Annotated in this window: 18 protein-coding genes; 11 read left to right on the top strand and 7 right to left on the bottom strand. The window is 62.2% G+C overall.

The features are described 5' to 3' along the window. Positions 1-22: 22 nt before the first annotated feature. Positions 23-1057 carry a GlxA family transcriptional regulator gene (locus MRBLMC3_RS11395; protein ID WP_363828781.1) on the bottom strand — a complete coding sequence of 345 codons (1035 nt, stop codon included), beginning with the start codon at positions 1055-1057 and terminating at the stop codon, positions 23-25. Positions 1058-1276: 219 nt separating this feature from the next. Here MRBLMC3_RS11395 and MRBLMC3_RS11390 point away from each other — a divergent pair, with 219 nt between their 5' ends. From MRBLMC3_RS11390 to MRBLMC3_RS11365, 6 genes are all read left to right on the top strand, one after another. Next, entirely contained in the window at positions 1277-2134 is an 858-nt protein-coding gene (locus tag MRBLMC3_RS11390) for an SDR family NAD(P)-dependent oxidoreductase (RefSeq protein ID WP_363828779.1), read from the top strand. After that, positions 2131-2562 carry a carboxymuconolactone decarboxylase family protein gene (locus MRBLMC3_RS11385; protein WP_133651262.1) on the top strand — a complete coding sequence of 144 codons (432 nt, stop codon included), beginning with the start codon at positions 2131-2133 and terminating at the stop codon, positions 2560-2562. The genes MRBLMC3_RS11390 and MRBLMC3_RS11385 overlap by 4 nt, the downstream gene beginning before the upstream one ends. Before the next feature lie 79 nt (positions 2563-2641). Next, the gene (locus MRBLMC3_RS11380; protein WP_363828776.1) at positions 2642-4966 is read left to right on the top strand and encodes a TonB-dependent receptor; all 2325 of its coding nucleotides are present in this window, start codon (positions 2642-2644) and stop codon (positions 4964-4966) included. Between the two features lie 86 nt (positions 4967-5052). After that, complete coding sequence (locus MRBLMC3_RS11375; RefSeq protein ID WP_363736144.1) at positions 5053-6057, top strand: phytanoyl-CoA dioxygenase family protein; 1005 nt, start codon at positions 5053-5055, stop codon at positions 6055-6057. A gap of 115 nt (positions 6058-6172) precedes the next feature. Continuing rightward, positions 6173-6820, top strand: coding sequence for a TetR/AcrR family transcriptional regulator (locus MRBLMC3_RS11370; RefSeq protein ID WP_363828774.1), 648 nt, complete (start codon positions 6173-6175; stop codon positions 6818-6820). A 122-nt stretch (positions 6821-6942) separates the two neighbouring features. Further along, a complete protein-coding gene (locus MRBLMC3_RS11365) occupies positions 6943-8025 on the top strand; it encodes a phosphotransferase family protein (protein WP_363828772.1) in 1083 nt (360 codons plus the stop codon). A 92-nt stretch (positions 8026-8117) separates the two neighbouring features. Here MRBLMC3_RS11365 and MRBLMC3_RS11360 read toward each other — a convergent pair whose 3' ends face one another. Continuing rightward, positions 8118-9056, bottom strand: a complete 939-nt coding sequence (locus MRBLMC3_RS11360) for an SDR family NAD(P)-dependent oxidoreductase (RefSeq protein WP_363828770.1) — start codon at positions 9054-9056, stop codon at positions 8118-8120. A 139-nt stretch (positions 9057-9195) separates the two neighbouring features. Between MRBLMC3_RS11360 and MRBLMC3_RS11355 the strand changes: the two genes are divergently transcribed. Both MRBLMC3_RS11355 and MRBLMC3_RS11350 read left to right on the top strand, forming a co-directional pair. Beyond that, entirely contained in the window at positions 9196-9951 is a 756-nt protein-coding gene (locus tag MRBLMC3_RS11355; RefSeq protein ID WP_363828767.1) for a tyrosine-protein phosphatase, read from the top strand. A gap of 12 nt (positions 9952-9963) precedes the next feature. After that, on the top strand, positions 9964-10866 hold the full coding sequence (locus MRBLMC3_RS11350) for an NADP-dependent oxidoreductase (RefSeq protein WP_363828765.1): 903 nt from the start codon (positions 9964-9966) through the stop codon (positions 10864-10866). Between the two features lie 32 nt (positions 10867-10898). On the opposite strand, the gene MRBLMC3_RS11345 is transcribed toward MRBLMC3_RS11350, so the two are convergent. Both MRBLMC3_RS11345 and MRBLMC3_RS11340 read right to left on the bottom strand, forming a co-directional pair. Then, complete coding sequence (locus MRBLMC3_RS11345) at positions 10899-11690, bottom strand: SDR family oxidoreductase (protein ID WP_363828763.1); 792 nt, start codon at positions 11688-11690, stop codon at positions 10899-10901. A gap of 205 nt (positions 11691-11895) precedes the next feature. Further along, entirely contained in the window at positions 11896-12525 is a 630-nt protein-coding gene (locus MRBLMC3_RS11340) for a TetR/AcrR family transcriptional regulator (protein ID WP_363828760.1), read from the bottom strand. Positions 12526-12609: 84 nt separating this feature from the next. Here MRBLMC3_RS11340 and MRBLMC3_RS11335 point away from each other — a divergent pair, with 84 nt between their 5' ends. The 3 genes from MRBLMC3_RS11335 to MRBLMC3_RS11325 all read left to right on the top strand — a co-directional run bounded on the left by MRBLMC3_RS11335 (position 12610) and on the right by MRBLMC3_RS11325 (position 15160). Then, on the top strand, positions 12610-13224 hold the full coding sequence (locus MRBLMC3_RS11335; RefSeq protein ID WP_363828757.1) for an EthD family reductase: 615 nt from the start codon (positions 12610-12612) through the stop codon (positions 13222-13224). Between the two features lie 11 nt (positions 13225-13235). Then, positions 13236-14030 (top strand): SDR family NAD(P)-dependent oxidoreductase, encoded by a 795-nt coding sequence (locus MRBLMC3_RS11330; protein WP_363828754.1) that lies wholly within the window; start codon positions 13236-13238, stop codon positions 14028-14030. Positions 14031-14185: 155 nt separating this feature from the next. Continuing rightward, entirely contained in the window at positions 14186-15160 is a 975-nt protein-coding gene (locus tag MRBLMC3_RS11325) for an SDR family NAD(P)-dependent oxidoreductase (RefSeq protein ID WP_363828751.1), read from the top strand. Positions 15161-15305: 145 nt separating this feature from the next. Here MRBLMC3_RS11325 and MRBLMC3_RS11320 read toward each other — a convergent pair whose 3' ends face one another. From MRBLMC3_RS11320 to MRBLMC3_RS11310, 3 genes are all read right to left on the bottom strand, one after another. Continuing rightward, on the bottom strand, positions 15306-16520 hold the full coding sequence (locus MRBLMC3_RS11320) for a cytochrome P450 (RefSeq protein ID WP_363829438.1): 1215 nt from the start codon (positions 16518-16520) through the stop codon (positions 15306-15308). 140 nt (positions 16521-16660) lie between these two features. Further along, the gene (locus MRBLMC3_RS11315; protein WP_363828748.1) at positions 16661-16978 is read right to left on the bottom strand and encodes a 2Fe-2S iron-sulfur cluster-binding protein; all 318 of its coding nucleotides are present in this window, start codon (positions 16976-16978) and stop codon (positions 16661-16663) included. 22 nt (positions 16979-17000) lie between these two features. Then, complete coding sequence (locus tag MRBLMC3_RS11310; RefSeq protein WP_363828745.1) at positions 17001-18242, bottom strand: cytochrome P450; 1242 nt, start codon at positions 18240-18242, stop codon at positions 17001-17003. Positions 18243-18286 lie beyond the last annotated feature (44 nt).

Genomic DNA, 18286 nt, shown 5'->3' with positions numbered 1-18286 from the left:
CCCTATTCTCGCGCCGATATCCTCAGTCGATCGACACGATGTCCAACGCAGTCGGTCGGGATCCATCGGCTGTGTCATAGGGTGAGGAAGCCATGTCTGTGCGGTTGCGGACGAGCGCACGATAATGACTTGCGCTCATGCCAGCATGTTGGCGGAATGCCTGTTGGAAGGATTTGAGATCATTATATCCGATCAGTGTTGCGATCTGCGACACGGGTCGATTGGTGTCGCGTAGCTGCGATTGCGCGCTGCGCATGCGGACTAGCCGCAAATAGTTGCTCGGCGTCATGCCGAGTCCGGAGCGGAACCGACGGATCAGGGTCTGCGGGCTGACCGCCAGATGCGCGGCAAGCGCACCGATATGCAGCCCGCGGGACGCTCGTTCGGAAAGCCATAATTGCGCCGCAGCCACCAGTGGATCGTCCGACAGACCGGGCCGATCTGACTCCATGCCCATCGCATCCGCCAGCGTGCCAGCCATGTTTGGTGACAGCAGCCGGCCGATCTGACGCGTGAGCAGACTCATTTCATGCGCCATGCCGCGTGCCATCACGATGCGATCGACTTCTGCAATCGGTTCGGTCGTGTTGACGCGCACATGCGGATAGCGCCGACGAAATTCGGCGGCGGCGCCTCTCGTCACCGGAACAGGGCCGCTTCCAACCAACCCTGCCTCGACCAGCAACTCTATGCCCCGCCCCGTCGCAGAGAGATACGCGCCACCTGCATATTGGCTGCGAAGCCAGTCCATGACCGGCTGGAGCTTGGCGAGATGATCCGGCGTTGTTTCTTCCGAACAATAGAAGTCAGGCACATGGATGTAGAGATGGGGTAATGCGTCCAGCCCATCTTCCACTTGCAGCAGCCCCCCTCCCAATACCTGGATAGGCATTGGACTTGGTCCCAGCAATTTAGCGCGCGTGTGCATGCCGATATCATCACGTGTTCGAAACTGATCGGCGACACGAAGTCGCATTTGCCCGAACAGATCAAGGAAAAGACCGATGCTGGCGAGGCATGCGCCGTCAAATCCGATCACTGCAACATCGCGGGCCATGAGGGATGATAATTTAACCCCCCCATGATGTCAAAATCACCCCTGACGCCACAGCGTGGAGCATCGCATGATGCATGTATACAAAAGCGGCTGCACAGGTGGCTGTCGGGAGAGTTTGGCATGATCTGGCAAATGACCGGGCGCGCAACTGGCGCGCCTGAGACGATATTCGTATATCTTCCATCCAGCGCGCGGTCGGGTCGGGAAGGGGCCTGATCCATGCCGGAGCCCACCGAATTCTACGCTCGCTTGAGGGGGCGTTCGGCCATGGTCACGGGCGCGGGTACACAGGGCGACGGGGTCGGGACCGGGCGCGCCATCGCCATGCTCCTCGCGGCGGAGGGCGCGCATGTGGCGCTGATCGACCGCGACAGGGACAGTGTCGAGGAAACGCGTCGCCGCATCGTTGCGGCCGGCGGCAAGGCGTTCACACTTGCAGGTGACGTCGCCGTCAATGCTGATTGCCGTCGTTTCGTGGAACAGACCGTCGCCGAAACGGGACGGCTGGATATATTGGTCAACAATGTCGGCATTTCCGATCCCGTCGCGCTGGATGCTCCGGATGAGAGCGCCTGGACGCGCGTCATCGACGTAAATCTCAAAAGCGCGATGCTGATGACCCGTCATGCCGTGCCCGCCATGAAGATTGCGGGTGGGGGATCGATCATCAACATTTCCTCGATCGCCGGGATGCGCGCCCATGGTTCGATAGCCTATGGTCCATCGAAGGCGGCCATGGCGCAACTGTCCGCGGAGATCGCGGTCATGCACGGCCGCGACGGCATTCGCGCCAACACGGTCGCGCCAGGCCACATCATGACCCCGCACGCGATGCATGTGTTGCCCCATGGGCTGCGCGCGCTCCGTCGAGCCATAGCGCCGCTCGGCATCGAGGGGGACGCCTGGGACGTCGCCCGGGCCGTCGCTTTCCTTGCCAGCGAGGATGCGCGCTTCATCACCGGGATTCTGCTGCCCGTGGACGGCGGCGTGACCCAGATCGGACCCATCTCCGCCCATTTTCTGGCCGAAGCAGAACTGGCGACGGCGAACCATGAGACTGAAGGACAGCATCAATGAACCAGCTGGATGAAAAGCAGAAATCGGGCGTGGATTTCATAACGGCCGTCATGGGAGATCGCTTTGGCGGCGCCTTCAACGAAGCAGCGACGTCGAACCGTTTCGGATCGGATATAACGCGCATGGCTGCGGCCTGGGCGTTTCACGACGCATGGCGGCATGAAGGCATTACCCGCAAGGAAAAGAGCATCGCCGTCATCTCCGCGCTGATTGCCTCGCGCCAGGCGCTGGAACTGAAAAATCATGTGAAGATCGGTCTGGCCAACGGCCTGACGGTGGAGGAGCTGGAAGGGCTGCTGGTGCAATTGACGCCCTATGTGGGGTTTCCATGCATTGCCTCTGCCCAGACGGCGGTGATCACTGCCATGCGAGAGGCGAATATATTGCCAGAGGATGTGCCGACATCGGAAGAGCGGGGTCTGCTGTGATGAGGCAGCGATCGGGAGCTGCCTATGCCGGGCCGGTTTCACGACGAAAGTGAACATCGATACTACAGGGGAGGTTGTCATGAAAATTTCGAGTTTCTGGATGTCGTCTTGCGCCTGTCTGCTTGCGACGGTGCCATCATTTGCATCGGCTCAGGCCGTACCCGAACAGGAACCGCAACATGCGCAGTCCGCTTTTTCGAGCGACGATATCGTCGTGACCGCGCGGCGGCGTGAGGAAAGGTTGCAGGATGTGCCGCTTTCGGTCAGCGCGGTGTCCGGCGCCGCGCTTGAACGCGCCAATATCACAAATGTCGCCGGCCTGAGCCGCGTAGTTCCCAGTCTGGTGTCCGTCCCTGGCCAGGGAGGCAGCCGGTCGCTGCCCAGTTTCGCGATCCGCGGCCTCAGCCAGCAGGAACTCACTTTGCTCGCGGACCAGTCGGTTTCCACCTATATGGGCGATATCGTGCTCGCCCGTACGCAGGGGGTCAATGGCGCCCTCTTCGACATCGGATCGGTGGAAGTGCTGCGGGGGCCGCAGGGCACGCTGTTCGGCCGCAACACGACCGGCGGCGCGATCATTATCCGGCCGAACCGCCCGACCGACAATTTCGAAGGCCGCGTGGGCGTCACTTACGGCAATCTGGACAGCTTCATCGTGGAAGGCATGCTGAACGTGCCATTGTCGCCCAATATATTGGTGCGCGTCGCCGGGCAGCGCCAGCGGGACGATGGCTTCGTCTATGACGAGATATTGGGACGCAACGTCAACGACACCGCTCAGGAGGGCGCGCGGGCATCCGTGTTGATGAAGAATGACAGCGGCGTTGAATCGCTGACCGTCTATAATTATTTCCATGAAGATGACGGCGGCACGGCGAGCTTCATTGCCAAGGTCCGGCCCACCGGGTCGCTGAATGGCGCTGCTGTCCGCGCGGCGCGCGGCTATCGTCCGCTCGAGCAGTTGCTGGCTGAGCAGCAGGCGCGGGGACCCTATCGGATCGCCAATGGATCAAACACCTTCACCAAGGTGGAAACGCACGACATCGCGAACACCACGACCATTCCGCTCAACGACATGCTGACGGTCAAGAACATTGTCGGTTATCGCCATGTCAATGACAATATCTTCGACGACATGGACGGCACGATGAATTCGCTGCACCCGCAGCAGCGTATAGACCGAACCTCCCAGTTTTCGGAAGAACTGCAGCTGCTGGGCGAAACCGGAAATTTCAACTGGATCACGGGCCTTTATTATTTCTGGGAAAAGGGCCGCAACCAGGGCCTTTCGACCGTAGGCAGCGTCGATCCGGGACTGGTCGAGCCGCAGGATATCTTTGGCTACCCCAGGGCCGCCTTCAGCAATACCGATGTGGCCGCCCGCAACCGCAGTTACGCGGCGTTCGCGCAAGGCACCTATCGCTTCACCGACAGCCTCAGCCTGACGGCCGGCCTGCGCTACAATCGCGACAAGCGGGAAGCGACGATCCGCAACCGCACGGCGACGGCATGCCGTTTCACCCGTGACCTGGACAATAATCCGGCGACGCCGGAAACCGCAGTGCCGCTTTCCCAGTGCGAACTGAACGTGAGCGACAGCTTCTCCGAAGTGACCTATAATCTCAGTCTGGAATATAAGGTCGCGCAGGATAAGCTGATCTATCTCGCGCATCGGCATGGCTACCGCACTGGCGGCTTTGGCGCACGCGCCTCGACCGAGGCCGGCCTGCGCCGGACTTTCCGGCCGGAAACCGTGGATGATGTCGAATTGGGCGTGAAGGCCGACTGGCGCATGGGCGACATGTTCCTGCGTACCAATCTGGCCGCCTATTACGCCAAATATAACGATATCCAGCGGCTGCTGTCCGACCCGACGGTCCTGCCGCCCACCACGGTCACCACCAATGCGGGCAAGGCGCGCATCTGGGGTGTCGAGGCGGACATATTGTTCCGTCCGGTTTCGATGCTGGAGCTGTCGGCCAACTATGCCTATACCAATGCGAAGTTCACCGAATTCATCTATCCTGACGGCAGCGATCACAGCAACGATCCCTTCGCCCGTGCTCCTCGCAATGTCTATACGCTGGGGGCGCGGCTGATCGCGCCGCTGGACAGTTCCCAGGGGGACGCGTCCGTCGGCATCAGCTATTATCATACTGATGATTATATCGGTAACGACACCTACGTACCCGGCTATACGGATGCCGATGGCTATAATCTGGTGAATCTCGACGCAAGCTGGAACCGGGTGATGGGGTCAGGCTTCGATCTCGCGCTTTATGTCAACAATCTGACAAAGACGAAGTACGAGTTCCTGCTTATCAACCTCGACAGCCTGGGTTACACCAGTCACACGCCCGGTCTGCCCAGAACTTATGGGGTGACCCTGCGCTACCATTTCTGACACGGGAGGCGGCTGCCATGCATCGTTCCCGATCAGCGGAACGGATGCGGGCAGCCCCGCCCACCGACTTTGATAGGAAGACCGACATGGCCGACATGATTACTTCCAGCTCTCCGGATACGCAGCCCATGCGTGAGCTGAAAACCGCCAATCATCTGCTGGGGGATCGTGCCGCACTTGATGCCGCTTGGGAAAGGGATGGCTACTGGTTCTTTCGCGATGTGCTGGACAAGGGTGCCGTCGGCCGGTTGCGCGCGGTCTATCTCGACGTCCTGCGCGATCTGGGCGTGGTCGACCCCGATCGCGACGATGCAGCCGTGTATAATGGCGCGCCGCTCGACAATTTCCCGATCCGTAATGACGGGACGCCGGCGACCGATCCGCTGCTCGCGCGCTATCCACGGGATCAGTTCGTCGCTGAACCCGCGATCCGCGCCTTTTTTGAGGAATTGTTCGGTGAAGAGGTCTTCTGGGTGCCTAACACCGAATATCACGCTTTGCCTCCCGGCACAGGCCGTCCCGGCTCGCGCTTCAATTTCGTCCATTGCGACGGACCCAATAACAAGGGGTTGCCGCTGAAGATCTGCTGGATGCCGCTCGCCCCCATCGATGAGGAAACCGGCGGTCTGGCAGTGGCGGAGGGTCTGCATCGGCCGCGGATGAACGATTTTCCCCGGCCCCCGCAGGGCATAGGCGATGATGTGATCCCGACCGATGCCTGGCGCCGCGCCCTTTACCAGCCCGGCGATCTACTGGTTTTCAGTCTGGAAACGCCGCATAGCGGGCTGGCCAATCGGTCGGATCGCTTTTTCCGCCTGTCGATGGACATTCGCGGCATGCCGAAATCGGGCAATATTCCCACTGTGGGCACGATAGCTGCGCTCGATTCCTGCGCCATCACCGTTGAAACGCAAACGGGCGAACAGCGCGTCTTCCGCATCGATGAGGACAGCTTCTGCCGGATCGCCCGTGGCAGGCTGACCGGCATGCCGTTGACGCTGGAGGAAATTCCCCAGCTGATGAAGATCGGTGATCCCGTCTATGTGGCATCCGACCATGGCACCGCCATGTTTGTTCGCCCGCAGCACTGATTGGCCGGCCTACGGGCTTGTGATGCATTGCCAGCCCCGCGGGAAAGCCATTGCCGGAATGGGATCAATCCTCTCTACCTGAGCCTGAACCGGCGACAGGCAGGGAAAGAAGCGCATGGAGGTGATGGCAAGCGATCCTTTGGCGGCAGGCACCAAAGAAGATGCGATCGCGCCGTCCGCCGCGCCGCAGAAGCGGGACAGTTCGACCTCTGACGCGTGCTCCCGCATTCTGGAGGCCGCAGCGCATCTTTTCCGGCGGGACGGATTTTCCCGCACATCGATGGACGCCATCGCTGCCTTGGCGCGCATGTCGAAACGGACCCTTTATGCCAACTTTCCGGACAAGCGCGCCGTGCTGCAGGCGGTGCTTGAGCAGTTCATTGCCGGTCGCTTCGCCATGATCGAGAGGATCGGTCGTACGGCCGGGAACAATGAGGCGATATTGACCAGCATGGTCGGCAGTCTCAATGCGATGGCGACGGATGAGGATGCGTTGACCATGTACCGGCTTCTTCTGGCCGAAGCCGCGAACCTGTCGACCCTCGTCCTTGCTGCACATCGGAACAGCCTGGCGCAGGCAGAGGCGCTGTTGCGCCAGCCGCTCCTCAATTGCGGCGTGCGTGATCCGGACATGGCCGCGCGCGTCCTTTACGATCTTGCCGTGCTGGCGCCGATGCATCGCCGGCTGGTGGGTTCGGGCAATCTGCACATGGACGCGGCCGCCATGACCCGGATGGTTCTTCAGGGCATGAAGGGGATGTGAGACAGACCCTCGCGCAAATTGTCTGCCGCCGGGCGCGCCTGTCGCTGGCGCCTGATGCACCGGCCGATCGTGGGCGCTGGATGGGCGAACATGGTCGGGAAACTATATAAGGAGGAGGCTGCATGAACGAACCCTGGTTGCCGCTCGTCGCGGAGGATGTCACCGCGCAATGGCTGAGCGATGCGTTGGCGCTGGGCTATCCCGGGACGCGGGTGGAGCAGCTCGACGTCAACGAAATTCTGTGGGGCACCGGCACCAAGATGATGGTGACCGCCACCTATAATGACGCGGGCAAGGCGCATGGCCTTCCTCCTGCGCTGTGCATCAAGGCGGGCCTTGCCGAGCATCGGGAACTGGTGAAATTCTGCTATCAGACGGAGGCGCGCTTTTTCGCTGAGTTGGCGCCGCGCTTGACGCTTGGATTGCCCAAAATCCTCTACGCCGCGGCGAACGCTGACCAGGGAATGGTGGTCATGGAGGATCTGAGGCCGGCAGGTGCCCATATCTGCCGCGTCCAGCAGCCGCTGACCCGCGATCAGGCGGCGTCTTTCCTCGACGACATGGCGGCATTGCACGCCCACTGGTGGGACAGTCCGGCGCTGGAGGATGATGGCGAACTGGGCTGGCTGATGCGTCATGATCCATTGCCGGACGAAGCGTGGGGCGATTTCGGCCGTGGCCAGCTCCAGCCGGAGACATGGGCGCATTATATGGGGCTGCCCCGGTCGCTGGGAATTCCGGCGATATGCCGCGATCGGGAGAAGGTCCATGCCGCGCTGTTGGAACTGCGGCGCTTCGGCGACCAGGGGCCGCATTGCGTCATTCATGGCGACGCGCATCTGGGCAATATGTATCTCACCCGCGAACATCGACCGGGCTTTCTCGATTGGCAGACCACCCGTCGGGGTCACTGGGCGCATGATGTGACCTATTTCTACATCTCCGCGCTGGACCCCCTGGATCGACGGGCATGGGAAAGGGATCTGGTGGCGGGCTATCTTGCCGCGCTCGGCCGCTACGGCGTCCCCAATCCGCCGTCGGAGGAGGAGGCCTGGCGCGCCATCCGCGCCCATATCGTCTATGGCCTGTTCTACTGGATGGTGAATCCCGTCGAATGGCAGGCGGAGGAGAACAACGCCGCCACCGCCCCGCGCTTCGGCTGGGCCGCGGTCGACCATGCCGCCCCGCCAGTGGGTCCGCTATAGAGCGATGTCCAAGCGATCGGGACCGATCGCTGGTCAAGAACCCGCTCTGGAACATGGGAGTTCAGTCCGGTTGCGGACTGAACTCCTGCAGGTCAGGACGGATCCTGCGACTTCACGAACCGGTTCTGGATCGACCCGAACAGATAGTCGCGGTTCGCCTGTTCGTCGAATGCATCCAGCGTCCAACCGCCGGGATGGATGCTGGTGCGGATTGCTTCCGGTTCGGGAATCAGCGCCACTTCATCGCCCTGGATGTAGAAGTCCCTTCCGCTGACATGCGCCGCGGCATCGGTGCACAGCCACACGACCAGCGCCGCGACATGGGCAGGCAGGGCGGTCATGCGGGGCTGAGCCATCGGCTTGTTCCACAGCAGCGGAATGCCGAGGCGCGCTGATTCGGCAATGGTCTGATCGATTTCGGGCGTATGTGTGCCCGTCAGGTGCGACACCGGCCGGATCAGGTTCGCGCGAATGCCGAATTCGCCCAGATCGCGCGCAATGGTGCGGGTAAAGCCCAGAAGCCCCTCCTTGGCTGCGGAATAATTGGCCATGCCCCAATGGCCGAAGCCCGACGGCGAGCCGGTATTGACGATCACGCCGGACCGCTGCGCGATCATATGGGCCGCCGCGGCCCGGCAGGTGTAGAAGCTGGACGTCAGGCTGACGTCCATGCAGAGGTTCCAGTCCTGGTCCGTCATCCGATCGATCCGGGCCGGGCGGACGATCCCGGCATTGTTGACGAGAATGTCTATCCTGCCGAAGGCATCGAGCGCCGCCTGCACCGCCGCCTCGCCGCCTTCGCGAGTCGCGACGCTGGAACATTGGCCCACCGCGTCGCCGCCGGCGTCGCGGATCTCCTGCGCCACGGCCTCGGCGAGCGATGCGTCGCCCTTCTCCGTGCCGTAAGGGCCGCCACCCAGATCGTTCACCACCACCTTCGCGCCCTGCTCCGCCAGCAGCATCGCTTCGGCCCGGCCGATATTGCGGCCCGCACCAGTGACGACGGCGACTTTGCCCTTCAGTCTCTCCATATTCCTGCTCCCGTTGAATGTGCCGAAAGATTAGCCGCTCGCTTCCTCGGACCCTAATCACCGACGTGATGATTGCGCCCGGCGCGCTTCCCGACGAAGCTTGGCTTCGCCACAAGATCAACGGCAAGGGAGCGCCTCTATGATCCTTACATGTGCCCCAAATTTCCGCGATCTCGGCGGACAGCCAGCCGCAGAGGGCAGGCGGGTTCGTCATGGCCGGCTGTATCGTTCCGAAGCCATACCGACGCTTGCGCCGCAGGAGGCCGAAAGGCTAGCCACGCTGGGGATCCGGACCGTGTGCGACCTGCGGAGCGAAGCCGAAAGGGCGCATGCGGCCGGCCATTGGCCCAGCAGCAGCGCGACGGTGTTGCCGATGGATGTCGTCGCTGATTTCCGCGCCGATGCCGATCCGCTGGCCGCCATGCGCGAAAATCCGGGGGAAGCGGGCGCCGTCGCCCTGATGATCGATACCTATGAGGCATTGCCGGCCGCATGCGCTCCGCATCTCGCCCTGCTGTTCGATCGCCTCGCCCAAGGGGAGACGCCCCTGCTGGTCCATTGCACGGCGGGCAAGGACCGCACCGGCTTTGTCGTTGCGATGCTGCTGCACGCGCTCGGCGTGCCGGACGATGCGATCATGGCGGACTATCTGCGCAGCGGCGACTGCCCCAATCCGGCTGTCCTGGCGGCGACGCGCCGGATCATGGAAGCGGCGCTGGGCAAGGAGGTTCAGGAAAGCGCGTTGATCGCGCTGGCCGGGGTGCGGCCCGCCTATCTTGTCGCAAGTCACGCCCGGATCAGTCGGGATCATGGGTCTGTCGCTCATTATCTGCGCGAGGCGGCGGGCTTGAATGAAGAAAGGCAGGCGCGGCTGATCGCGACCCTGACCGAGTGAGGAGATGAGAGGGTGAAAGCAATCGTCATCAACCGTCATGGCGGACCGGAAGTCCTGGAACCCGCCGATCTGCCGGTGCCGCAACCCCAACCGGGACAGGTGCTGGTGCGCATCGCGGCGGCTGCCGTCAATCCGGCGGATGGAAAATGGCGGAGCGGCATGTTCAAGGATTTCGCGCCCGTCGGCTTTCCTCATGTTCTGGGTTACGACATTGCGGGCGAAGTCGTGGGCGGAGAGGGCTTTGCACCCGGCGACCGCGTCTTCGGCATGCTCGATCCCTTTCTGAAGGGCGGCTATGCCGAGCAGGTGGCGGTCGCCGCTGACCATCTTGCCCTGGTCCCGGATGCACTCGACCTGCCCACTGCCGCTGCAATTCCAACCGCTGGCCTTACTGGCCTGCAGATGGTCGAGAGGGGTTTGAACCTCCAAGCAGGACAGAGAGTTCTGCTGACCGGAGCACTGGGCTCTGTCGGCCGTTTTGCCCTGTTCGCGGCGAAGGAGCGCGGCGCGGACGTGATCGCTGCCGTCCGTCCGGCCCATGTGAAGCAAGTCCGCGCTTTGGGCGCTGACGACGTCATCGCGCTGGGGGAAGAGGACTGGACCGGCGCGCCCTTCGATCATGTCATAGACACGGTCGGTGGAGCGGCGGTCGGCGCGCTTTGCCGACATCTGAAGGCTGGCGGCCGGATCCTGACCGCCGCGACGACGCCGATCCCTGCCGATGAATTATCCGTCGCGCCCGAATTTTTCGCCGTGCAGCCCGAAGGGGCGGATGCCGCCCGTCTGGCCGCCGCTGTTGCGACAGGCAGGATCGCTGTACCCATCGCCCGTATTTTGCCGCTCGATCAGGCGGTGGAAGCGCATCGGCTGGTGGAGGCGGGCGGATTGAACGGCAAGATCATTCTGGCGAACTGAAAAGCCGGCGGCTGCCGGTCGTCGGCGCGGGATCACCCCTCTGCCAGTGCCGCCAGCGCCGCCGCTTTTTGCGCGAGAGCGCCGCGCATATCCTCGCCCACGGGCAGGCGCAAAGGCAGCGCGTCGCTTTCCAGCGCCGACAAAATCGCCTCCGCTACTTCTTCAGGCGGGCTCGCCGCCTGAGCATAATAGCCGTCGAGCACGGCTTTGCCTTGCCCGGACAGAATTTCATAATCGGCCAGGCGGACCTGCGCCTCGTGGGTGCCGTGGCTGATGAAACGGGTGGCGATCGCGCCCGGTTCTACCAGCATGGCGCGGATGCCGAAAGCCGCAACCTCCAGCGCCAGCGTTTCGGTCAAGCCCTCCAGCGCAAATTTGCTGGCGCAATAAGCGCCAAGGCCCGGCGTACCAATCAGACCGCAGCCCGAAGATATCTGGATGATAACGCCCGATCGACGGGACCGAAAATGCGGTAGCAGCGCCTGGGTCAGCGCCCATGGTCCGAAGAAATTGACCTCGAACAGACCGCGCGCCCCCTCCAGATCGACTTCTTCGACGGCACCGAACAGGCTTTGACCGGCATTGTTGACCAATATGTCAACGGGGCCGGCCGCCAGCGCCTCCTCCGCAAGCCTCGCGACCTGCGCGGCATCGCCCATGTCGGCGATGATAGCAGTGGTCCGGCCCTCGCCCGAACTCTCAAAGGCAGTCAGCGCGTCCCGATTGCGGGCGACGCCGATCACATGGTCGCCCCGCGCCAGCACAGCTTTGGCCAGGGCTGCGCCGATACCGCTTGAAATGCCCGTGATCAGCCAGCGTTTCATGTCCGTCTCCTTGATCGTTCGTATCGCGCGGCGCGCATGCGGCGCTGTCCGGCAGTGGGAAGGCCTGCGTTCCCTGGGCCGTCTTCGCTCCTTTGTCGTCCGGCGTTCCATAAAAAGCCGCGATCGGCAATTGTGGGGGCGAGACGCGGCCGCAAGACAGCATATTCGTGATGCCCGCCCTGGCGGCCAATGCGCCGATGCTCCTTCACGCTTGTATCCCCCGCAGGAACAGGGCGACCACGCCCTTCACCCATTGCCGGCGAAACGCGGCATCCGCAAAGTCGTCGGTCAACAGGAAACGCAGCCCGCCATTGGCAAGGTTGATGAAATGCTGCGCCAATCGCGCGGGATCGTCGATCCTGTATCCGGCATCGCGCAGAGTATCGAGATATTCGGTAATCGGCGCCACCGTATCGGCGATATGACCGTGCAGCCGCCGGGCGATATCAGGAAAGCTGTCCTTTGCCGCGATGGCGAGCCGAAGCACGGCGATCCGTTCCGCATCCGCCACCTCGCTGGTGATGCGCAGGGCAAAATCCGTCAGCACATCGACGGGCTGCCGTCCCTTGGTCGCGATACTCCGTACATCGCTGCGCATGGATGCGACGCTGTGGAGCGCGACGGCTTCGAACAAGGCGGCCTTGTTGCCGAACCGGGCATAGATGGTCGCCTTGCTGACACGGGCGGCGGCGGCGATATGATCCATGCTCGCACCTGCATAGCCGCGCAGCAGAAAGGCGCGGGCGGCCGCATCGATCAGTTCAGCCTCGCGCAGGGGCGCATCCGCATTAGTGGGCCTGCCTCGGCGTGGCTTCTCGATGGCATTTTGCGGCACGCTTGCTCCGGAATAATAAAACTGTACCGTTTATTTCTAATCGGTGCGATTCGTGCGCGCAAGACCAGTTGAGGAGAGGAAAAGATGAAGCGCGTCATTCTTTTGCGCGGTCCGCGGTCGACCATGGCGGCATCCCCGTCCGAATGGGCCGGGGCGCAACCATGGGCCGGAATGGCCGAACGGATCGTGGTTCATGTGGGGCAGCATGCCCCAAGTGAGGAAGGCGGCCCGCCCTCGCCGCCGGTTTATGATGCGGTGATCGAACTTTGGACCGACGCCGCCTTCGATGCGGATAGCCTGCGTTCGGATTGGGAACAGGTGGAGGTGCGTTCGTCGACGCAGGTCGTCGGCAAGGCAGCGACGGAAGCGCCGGCAGTCGGCGTCACGCCGGGCCTTTCGCAGCTTTCCTTCATCCGCGCCCTTGCCGATTTGTCGCGGCAGGAGGTGGAACGGCACTGGGACGAGCATATTCCGCTCGCCTGCGAGATCCATGTCGGCATGAACCGTTATGTGCAGGATCGCCTGTCGCCGGCCGATCCGTGGTTCGGCATGGCGCACCTTCATTTCCCCAGCGAAGCCGCGTTGCGCGGCGGCCTGTTCAGGACGCCGGAGGATATTGCCGTGATCGGGGCTGATGTCGCCGAATTCGTCAGCGATTACGCGACCATGCTCGCCATCGAGCATGTCGTTAAAGCATAGGAGAGACAGGAATGGACCTTGGACTGGCAGGGAAGCGCGCGCTGGTAACGGGCAGCAGTTCGGGAATCGGCGCGGGGATAGCGCGCATGCTGTCGGCGGAAGGCTGCACCGTCGTGGTGCATGGCCGCGATGCCGGAAAGGCGCAGTCGGTAGCGGATTCCATTGGCGGTGACACCCGGGTGGCTGTCGGTGATCTCTCCACCAATGCGGGTGCGGACGCGGTTGTCGAGACCGCGGGGGAGATCGACATTCTGGTCAATAATGCGGGGGGTGCCGTGGGGACATCGGCCATGCATTGGACGGAGGTGGATGAGGCAGGCTGGGAGGGTACCTACCAGCTCAACGCCATTGCCGCGGCCCGCATGATCCGTCGCCTTCTGCCGGGGATGGAGGCGAGGGGATGGGGCCGCATCATCAACGTCGCCAGCGCGGCAGCCACGCAGCCCATAGCGCTTGGCCCAGACTATGGCGCGGCAAAGGCAGCCATGCTGAACATGACGGTCAGCCTGGCGAAATCGCTGGGCCCTTGCGGCGTCACGGCGAACAGCATCAGCCCCGGCATGATCCTCACTCCGGCGGTTGAGGCCTGGCTCGGCAATCTCAAGCGCAACATGGGCTGGGGCGACATATCGCTGGAGGAAGCGGAAGCCCGCGCCGCGCGCGAGTTGACGCCCATACCCGTCGGCCGCATCGGCCGGGTGGAGGAAATCGCGCATGTGGTCTGCATGATCGCCAGCCCGAACGCGGGTTATATGACCGGAGCCAATGTGCGGATGGACGGCGGGCAAGTGCAGAGCGTGAATTGAGCCTGGCTGTCATTTCATCGAATAGCCGATCTTTCGTCCTCGCGCTGGCGCCCTTCGGGCGAATGGATAGGATCGAACCCGCTGCCGCCATGGAGGGATGGCCCGTTTGCGCGGAACGAGTGCGGGGCGAATGAGAGCTGAGGAAGAGGATGAGCATGACCGATTTGCGTTTCGACGGCCGCGTGGCGATCATCACCGGCGCAGGCAATGGCCTGGGCAAGGATTATGCGCTGGAACTTGCCCGGCGCGGTGCGAAGGTCGTCATCAACGATCTGGGAGGCAGCGGGTCGGGGCAGGGGCAATCGCATAATGCCGCGGACCTGGTCGTTCAGGAAATCCGCGACCAGGGCGGGGAAGCCGTCGCCAATTATGACAGCGTATCGACCCGCCAGGGGGGAGCGGCCATTGTCCAGGCCGCTCTGGACGCGTTCGGCAAGGTCGACATCTGCATCAACAATGCCGGGTTCCTGCGCAATGGCCGTTTCGAGGATCTGACCGACGAGCAGATCGACGCCATCATCGACGTGCATCTGAAGGGCGCCATCTATGTGGCCCAGCCCGCCTATCGCGCGATGCGCCAGAACGGCTATGGACGCTTCCTTTTCACCGGTTCCGCCTCGGCGATGTTCGGCCATGCCTGGCAGGCCAACTACGCCGCGGCCAAGGGTGGCCTGATGGGCCTCAGCCATATCGTCGCGATAGAGGGTTCGGCCTATGGCATCACGTCGAACCTCCTGTTGCCTACCGCCCAATCCCGACTGGCAGCGGAAATGGATGCCGGTTTCATGGAAATACCTGCCTTTGCCGATGCGGTTAAGGGCGCTGACTATGCCGTCAGCCAAGGCCGCATCGAAGTGCCGTTCAATACGCCTCTTGCCGTGTATCTCGTCAGCGAAAAATGCACCTCTACCCACGGCATCTATTCGCAGAACAGCGGTCGGTACGCAAAGGTCCGCATCTGCGCTGCTGACGGCTGGGTCGCGCCGATGGGAACCACCCCCCCCAGCGTTGAAGATATTGCAGCGCATTGGGACAGCATCACGGACGGCGCGATCGCTCATGAACCGTTGACCGTCTATGACGAATTCACCGCCGTCGCCAAGGCGGCGCGTCGCCAGGGCCTGATCTGACCCGGTTTTGACGCGCCCCGCAGGGCGCGTCATTCGCCTTGTTCAACTGTTGGAGGGGACGCGCGCGACGAGCGCGCGTCTCTTGTCATCAGGGCATTTTGCGCCATTCGCCAACCAGCATGTGAGCAGTGGATGGCGGGGCAGCTCAGGGCCAGCACAGATCCAGGCGCAGCACGCCGTTCACCAAACCCGTTGCCAGCACGGGCTTCGTTCCCGGCTTGATCCGGAAGTCCGGGACGCGGCTCAACCATTCCTGGAGGAAGATGCGGATTTCCCGCCGCGCCAGCACCGCGCCGGGGCAGGCGTGGGCGCCATTTCCGAACGCCGCATGAACCGGTTTTTCCCGGTTGAAATCAACGACCAGCGGATTTTCGTTGATGCGGTCGTCCAGGCCCACCCAAAGATTGCCAGGCAATATTCGATCACCGGCGTGGAACTGCACACCCTTATAGTCAAAATTCTCGGCGATCACGCGGCATGTATTGGCAAGGCCATGCCGGCGAATCATCTCTTCTATGGCATGCTTGACGAAATCCTCATCACCCAGCCTCTGAACCAATTGCTTTCGGTGTCCCGGATTCATCGCAAGGAAACGCGCAATGAATCCGATCATGCCTGCCACAGTGTCGAGCCCGCCGAACAATACCAATGTCGCATAGCTGACGGCCTCATCCTCCGAAATCCGCCCATCGCCAACATTGACATTGACCAGCTTGCTCAGCAGATCCTCGCCCGGATTGTCGCGGCGGGCACGAATCTTGTCCAGCAGATATCCGCCCATTTCCTGCTGCGCCTGCAGCCTTATCTCGGCCGTGTGGCCGCGCACCGAACGTTCCGCAATCGGCAAAAGCTGATGTTTGTCGGATAATGGCAGCTCGACCAGTTCCAGGAACACGTGGATTGGCAAAACCTTGGCGAAATCCTCGATAAATTCGCATTCGCCCTGCGGCAGGACGCGCTCTATCGCCTGCACTGCCACGTCGCGCACCGTGCTTTCCAGTTCTGAAACAACTGCCGGCATCAATGACTGCATCAGGGGGCGGCGGTATCGGGCGTGTTCCGGTGGGTCCATCTCCAACGGAATCTGACGCGGCGTACCCTCCGGCATGGGAGGCAGGACGATATGCTTGTGCGAAAAATGATGATAGTCGCGCTGCATCGCGACGATGTCGTCACCCCGCGTCGCAACCCAGTGACCGCCATTATAGGGCGTCCAGAAAATATCGGGGTTGGCCTGCTGCACCGCTGCATATGCGGCTTGAACGTCCTCGGCCGAACCAGGGACGTCGTAGATGTTGAAATCGCGTACCAATTCGGGCGGCACATGGTCCGGGCGCGGAGCCAGCTCGATTTCGGGCATGATTGTCACGTCAGCGCTCATAGTCGTCCTCTCTGAAACTGTTTCGACCCTGCGGACGAGCGGAGCAAGGACATGCCCGTAGGCAGATAAGGATTTCACACATGCGATGGAGTTCGCCGTCCATTAACGTCCGCTGCCCTTCAATCCTCCGGCGCTATCGCAACGCGCAGGCCGTCCAGTTCGCTCGTGAGCGGGATCTGGCATGACAACCGCGAATATTCATCGCGATGGTCTGAACTATCGAGGAGGTCGCTCTCATCCTCGCTGATGGGCGGCAGAAGGCCGGTAAAGGCGGGATCGACCTTCACATGGCAGGTGGCGCAGGAACAGCAGCCGCCGCACAGCGCCAACATTTCATCGACGCCGGCGTCCCGGATCGCCTCCATCAGGGAAAGCCCCGCAGCGGCGGCAATTTCCCGTTCCGTGCCATCGCGCGTCGTTACGATCAGATTTGGCATGATAATTCCTTTGGGACGAAGTTCAGTCGCCGAAGCGGACATGGAGATGCCTGGGCACACGCATCATGGTGCCGCGTATTTCCGGTCGCGGCTTGTCGGGATCGAAGCGCAGATTGGGCAGATTGTCGAGCACCGCATGGAGCGCGCGGGTCATCTCCACGCGCGCAAGATGCTGTCCCACGCATATATGCGGCCCGCGGGAAAAGGAAAAATGCGCCTTGCGTTCGCGGAATATGTCGAACCTGTCCGGGTCGGGGAATATCGCAGGGTCGCGATTGGCCGCGCCAGCCACCACGTCGAGCAACGACCCGGCCGGGATTTCCATGCCGCCCAGAACGACGTCCTGCTTCGCCATGCGGAGCTGAACAGCCACTGGACCGTCCCAGCGCAGCGCTTCCTCGATCGCGAAAGGAATGAGTTTGCGATCCGTCCGGATAGCGTCGAGCTGGTCGGGATGTTCCAGCAGCGCGGTCAGCAGCACGCTGGTGCCGCGATAGGTCGTGTCGCCCGCCGCGTTCATCAGCTGCCGCAGGAAGGAAATCAGCACCAGAGGCGGCAGATAATCGCCATCCACTTCGGTATTGGCGAGCAGACTGACGAGATCCTCACCGGGATTGCGCCGCCGCTCCTCAACCAGCGCGGTGAAATATTCCCCCAGCTTGCGCGACGCCTCCTGCGCCTTGTCGATGTGCATGTAATCGGTCTGGCCGATCGCCAGGCGCTGGAAGGTCCGGACGTCGGACGCCGGCAGATCCAGTTGCCGGTAGATCACCTCGAAAGGATAGAGCAGGGTGAATTGTTCGACCAGATCGGCGCGGCCCATGCCCACGAACTTGTCCATCAAATTGTGGACGACGGGATCCACGATGGTTTCGCCCCATAATTTCACATATTGAGGCAGAAAGATCTTCTGGAAGATTTTACGCCAGCGGCCATGTTCGGGATTATCCATGACGCTGATGCTGCCCTGGCCGAAGGTTTCGCCGATGTTGAACCTGTAGCCATGGTTGGAGAAGCGATCCGTGTCGGTGAGAACGGTCAATATCTCGTCGGAACCGACAATGGTGAACATCTTGCGATCGGGATAGGTGGCGGACTGCAGACCCATTTTAGGGCGGTAATCGCCCTCCAGCACCGGCGCCTGTGCGCGCCATTGCGCGATCTGCGGGTAGGGATCGAGCATATCTCCGAAATTGATGTCGTCCGCACTGAACGGATCGTAGCTCGGATCGTCATATTCCTGGATTCTGACGGCGGCTTCCATGATTGGAATCTCTCCTATGTAGTATATGCTACATAATTTGACCC

The organism is Sphingobium sp. LMC3-1-1.1 (assembly GCF_040676285.1).
Classification (GTDB): domain Bacteria; phylum Pseudomonadota; class Alphaproteobacteria; order Sphingomonadales; family Sphingomonadaceae; genus Sphingobium.
Note: the sequence above shows the minus strand (reverse complement) of the source record. Positions and strands in the feature narration are given on the sequence as shown.

Excerpts from the sequence above, each read along its gene's own strand:
- MRBLMC3_RS11345 (WP_363828763.1), bottom strand. The coding sequence starts at position 11,690 with ATGAAACGCTGGCTGATCACGGGCATTTCAAGCGGTATCGGCGCAGCC.
- MRBLMC3_RS11335 (WP_363828757.1), top strand. The coding sequence starts at position 12,610 with ATGAAGCGCGTCATTCTTTTGCGCGGTCCGCGGTCGACCATGGCGGCA.
- MRBLMC3_RS11330 (WP_363828754.1), top strand. The coding sequence starts at position 13,236 with ATGGACCTTGGACTGGCAGGGAAGCGCGCGCTGGTAACGGGCAGCAGT.
- MRBLMC3_RS11320 (WP_363829438.1), bottom strand. The coding sequence starts at position 16,520 with ATGCCCGAAATCGAGCTGGCTCCGCGCCCGGACCATGTGCCGCCCGAA.
- MRBLMC3_RS11375 (WP_363736144.1), top strand. The coding sequence starts at position 5,053 with ATGGCCGACATGATTACTTCCAGCTCTCCGGATACGCAGCCCATGCGT.
- MRBLMC3_RS11395 (WP_363828781.1), bottom strand. The coding sequence starts at position 1,057 with ATGGCCCGCGATGTTGCAGTGATCGGATTTGACGGCGCATGCCTCGCC.
- MRBLMC3_RS11355 (WP_363828767.1), top strand. The coding sequence starts at position 9,196 with ATGATCCTTACATGTGCCCCAAATTTCCGCGATCTCGGCGGACAGCCA.
- MRBLMC3_RS11385 (WP_133651262.1), top strand. The coding sequence starts at position 2,131 with ATGAACCAGCTGGATGAAAAGCAGAAATCGGGCGTGGATTTCATAACG.
- MRBLMC3_RS11315 (WP_363828748.1), bottom strand. The coding sequence starts at position 16,978 with ATGCCAAATCTGATCGTAACGACGCGCGATGGCACGGAACGGGAAATT.
- MRBLMC3_RS11325 (WP_363828751.1), top strand. The coding sequence starts at position 14,186 with ATGACCGATTTGCGTTTCGACGGCCGCGTGGCGATCATCACCGGCGCA.
- MRBLMC3_RS11360 (WP_363828770.1), bottom strand. The coding sequence starts at position 9,056 with ATGGAGAGACTGAAGGGCAAAGTCGCCGTCGTCACTGGTGCGGGCCGC.
- MRBLMC3_RS11390 (WP_363828779.1), top strand. The coding sequence starts at position 1,277 with ATGCCGGAGCCCACCGAATTCTACGCTCGCTTGAGGGGGCGTTCGGCC.
- MRBLMC3_RS11380 (WP_363828776.1), top strand. The coding sequence starts at position 2,642 with ATGAAAATTTCGAGTTTCTGGATGTCGTCTTGCGCCTGTCTGCTTGCG.
- MRBLMC3_RS11370 (WP_363828774.1), top strand. The coding sequence starts at position 6,173 with ATGGAGGTGATGGCAAGCGATCCTTTGGCGGCAGGCACCAAAGAAGAT.
- MRBLMC3_RS11365 (WP_363828772.1), top strand. The coding sequence starts at position 6,943 with ATGAACGAACCCTGGTTGCCGCTCGTCGCGGAGGATGTCACCGCGCAA.
- MRBLMC3_RS11310 (WP_363828745.1), bottom strand. The coding sequence starts at position 18,242 with ATGGAAGCCGCCGTCAGAATCCAGGAATATGACGATCCGAGCTACGAT.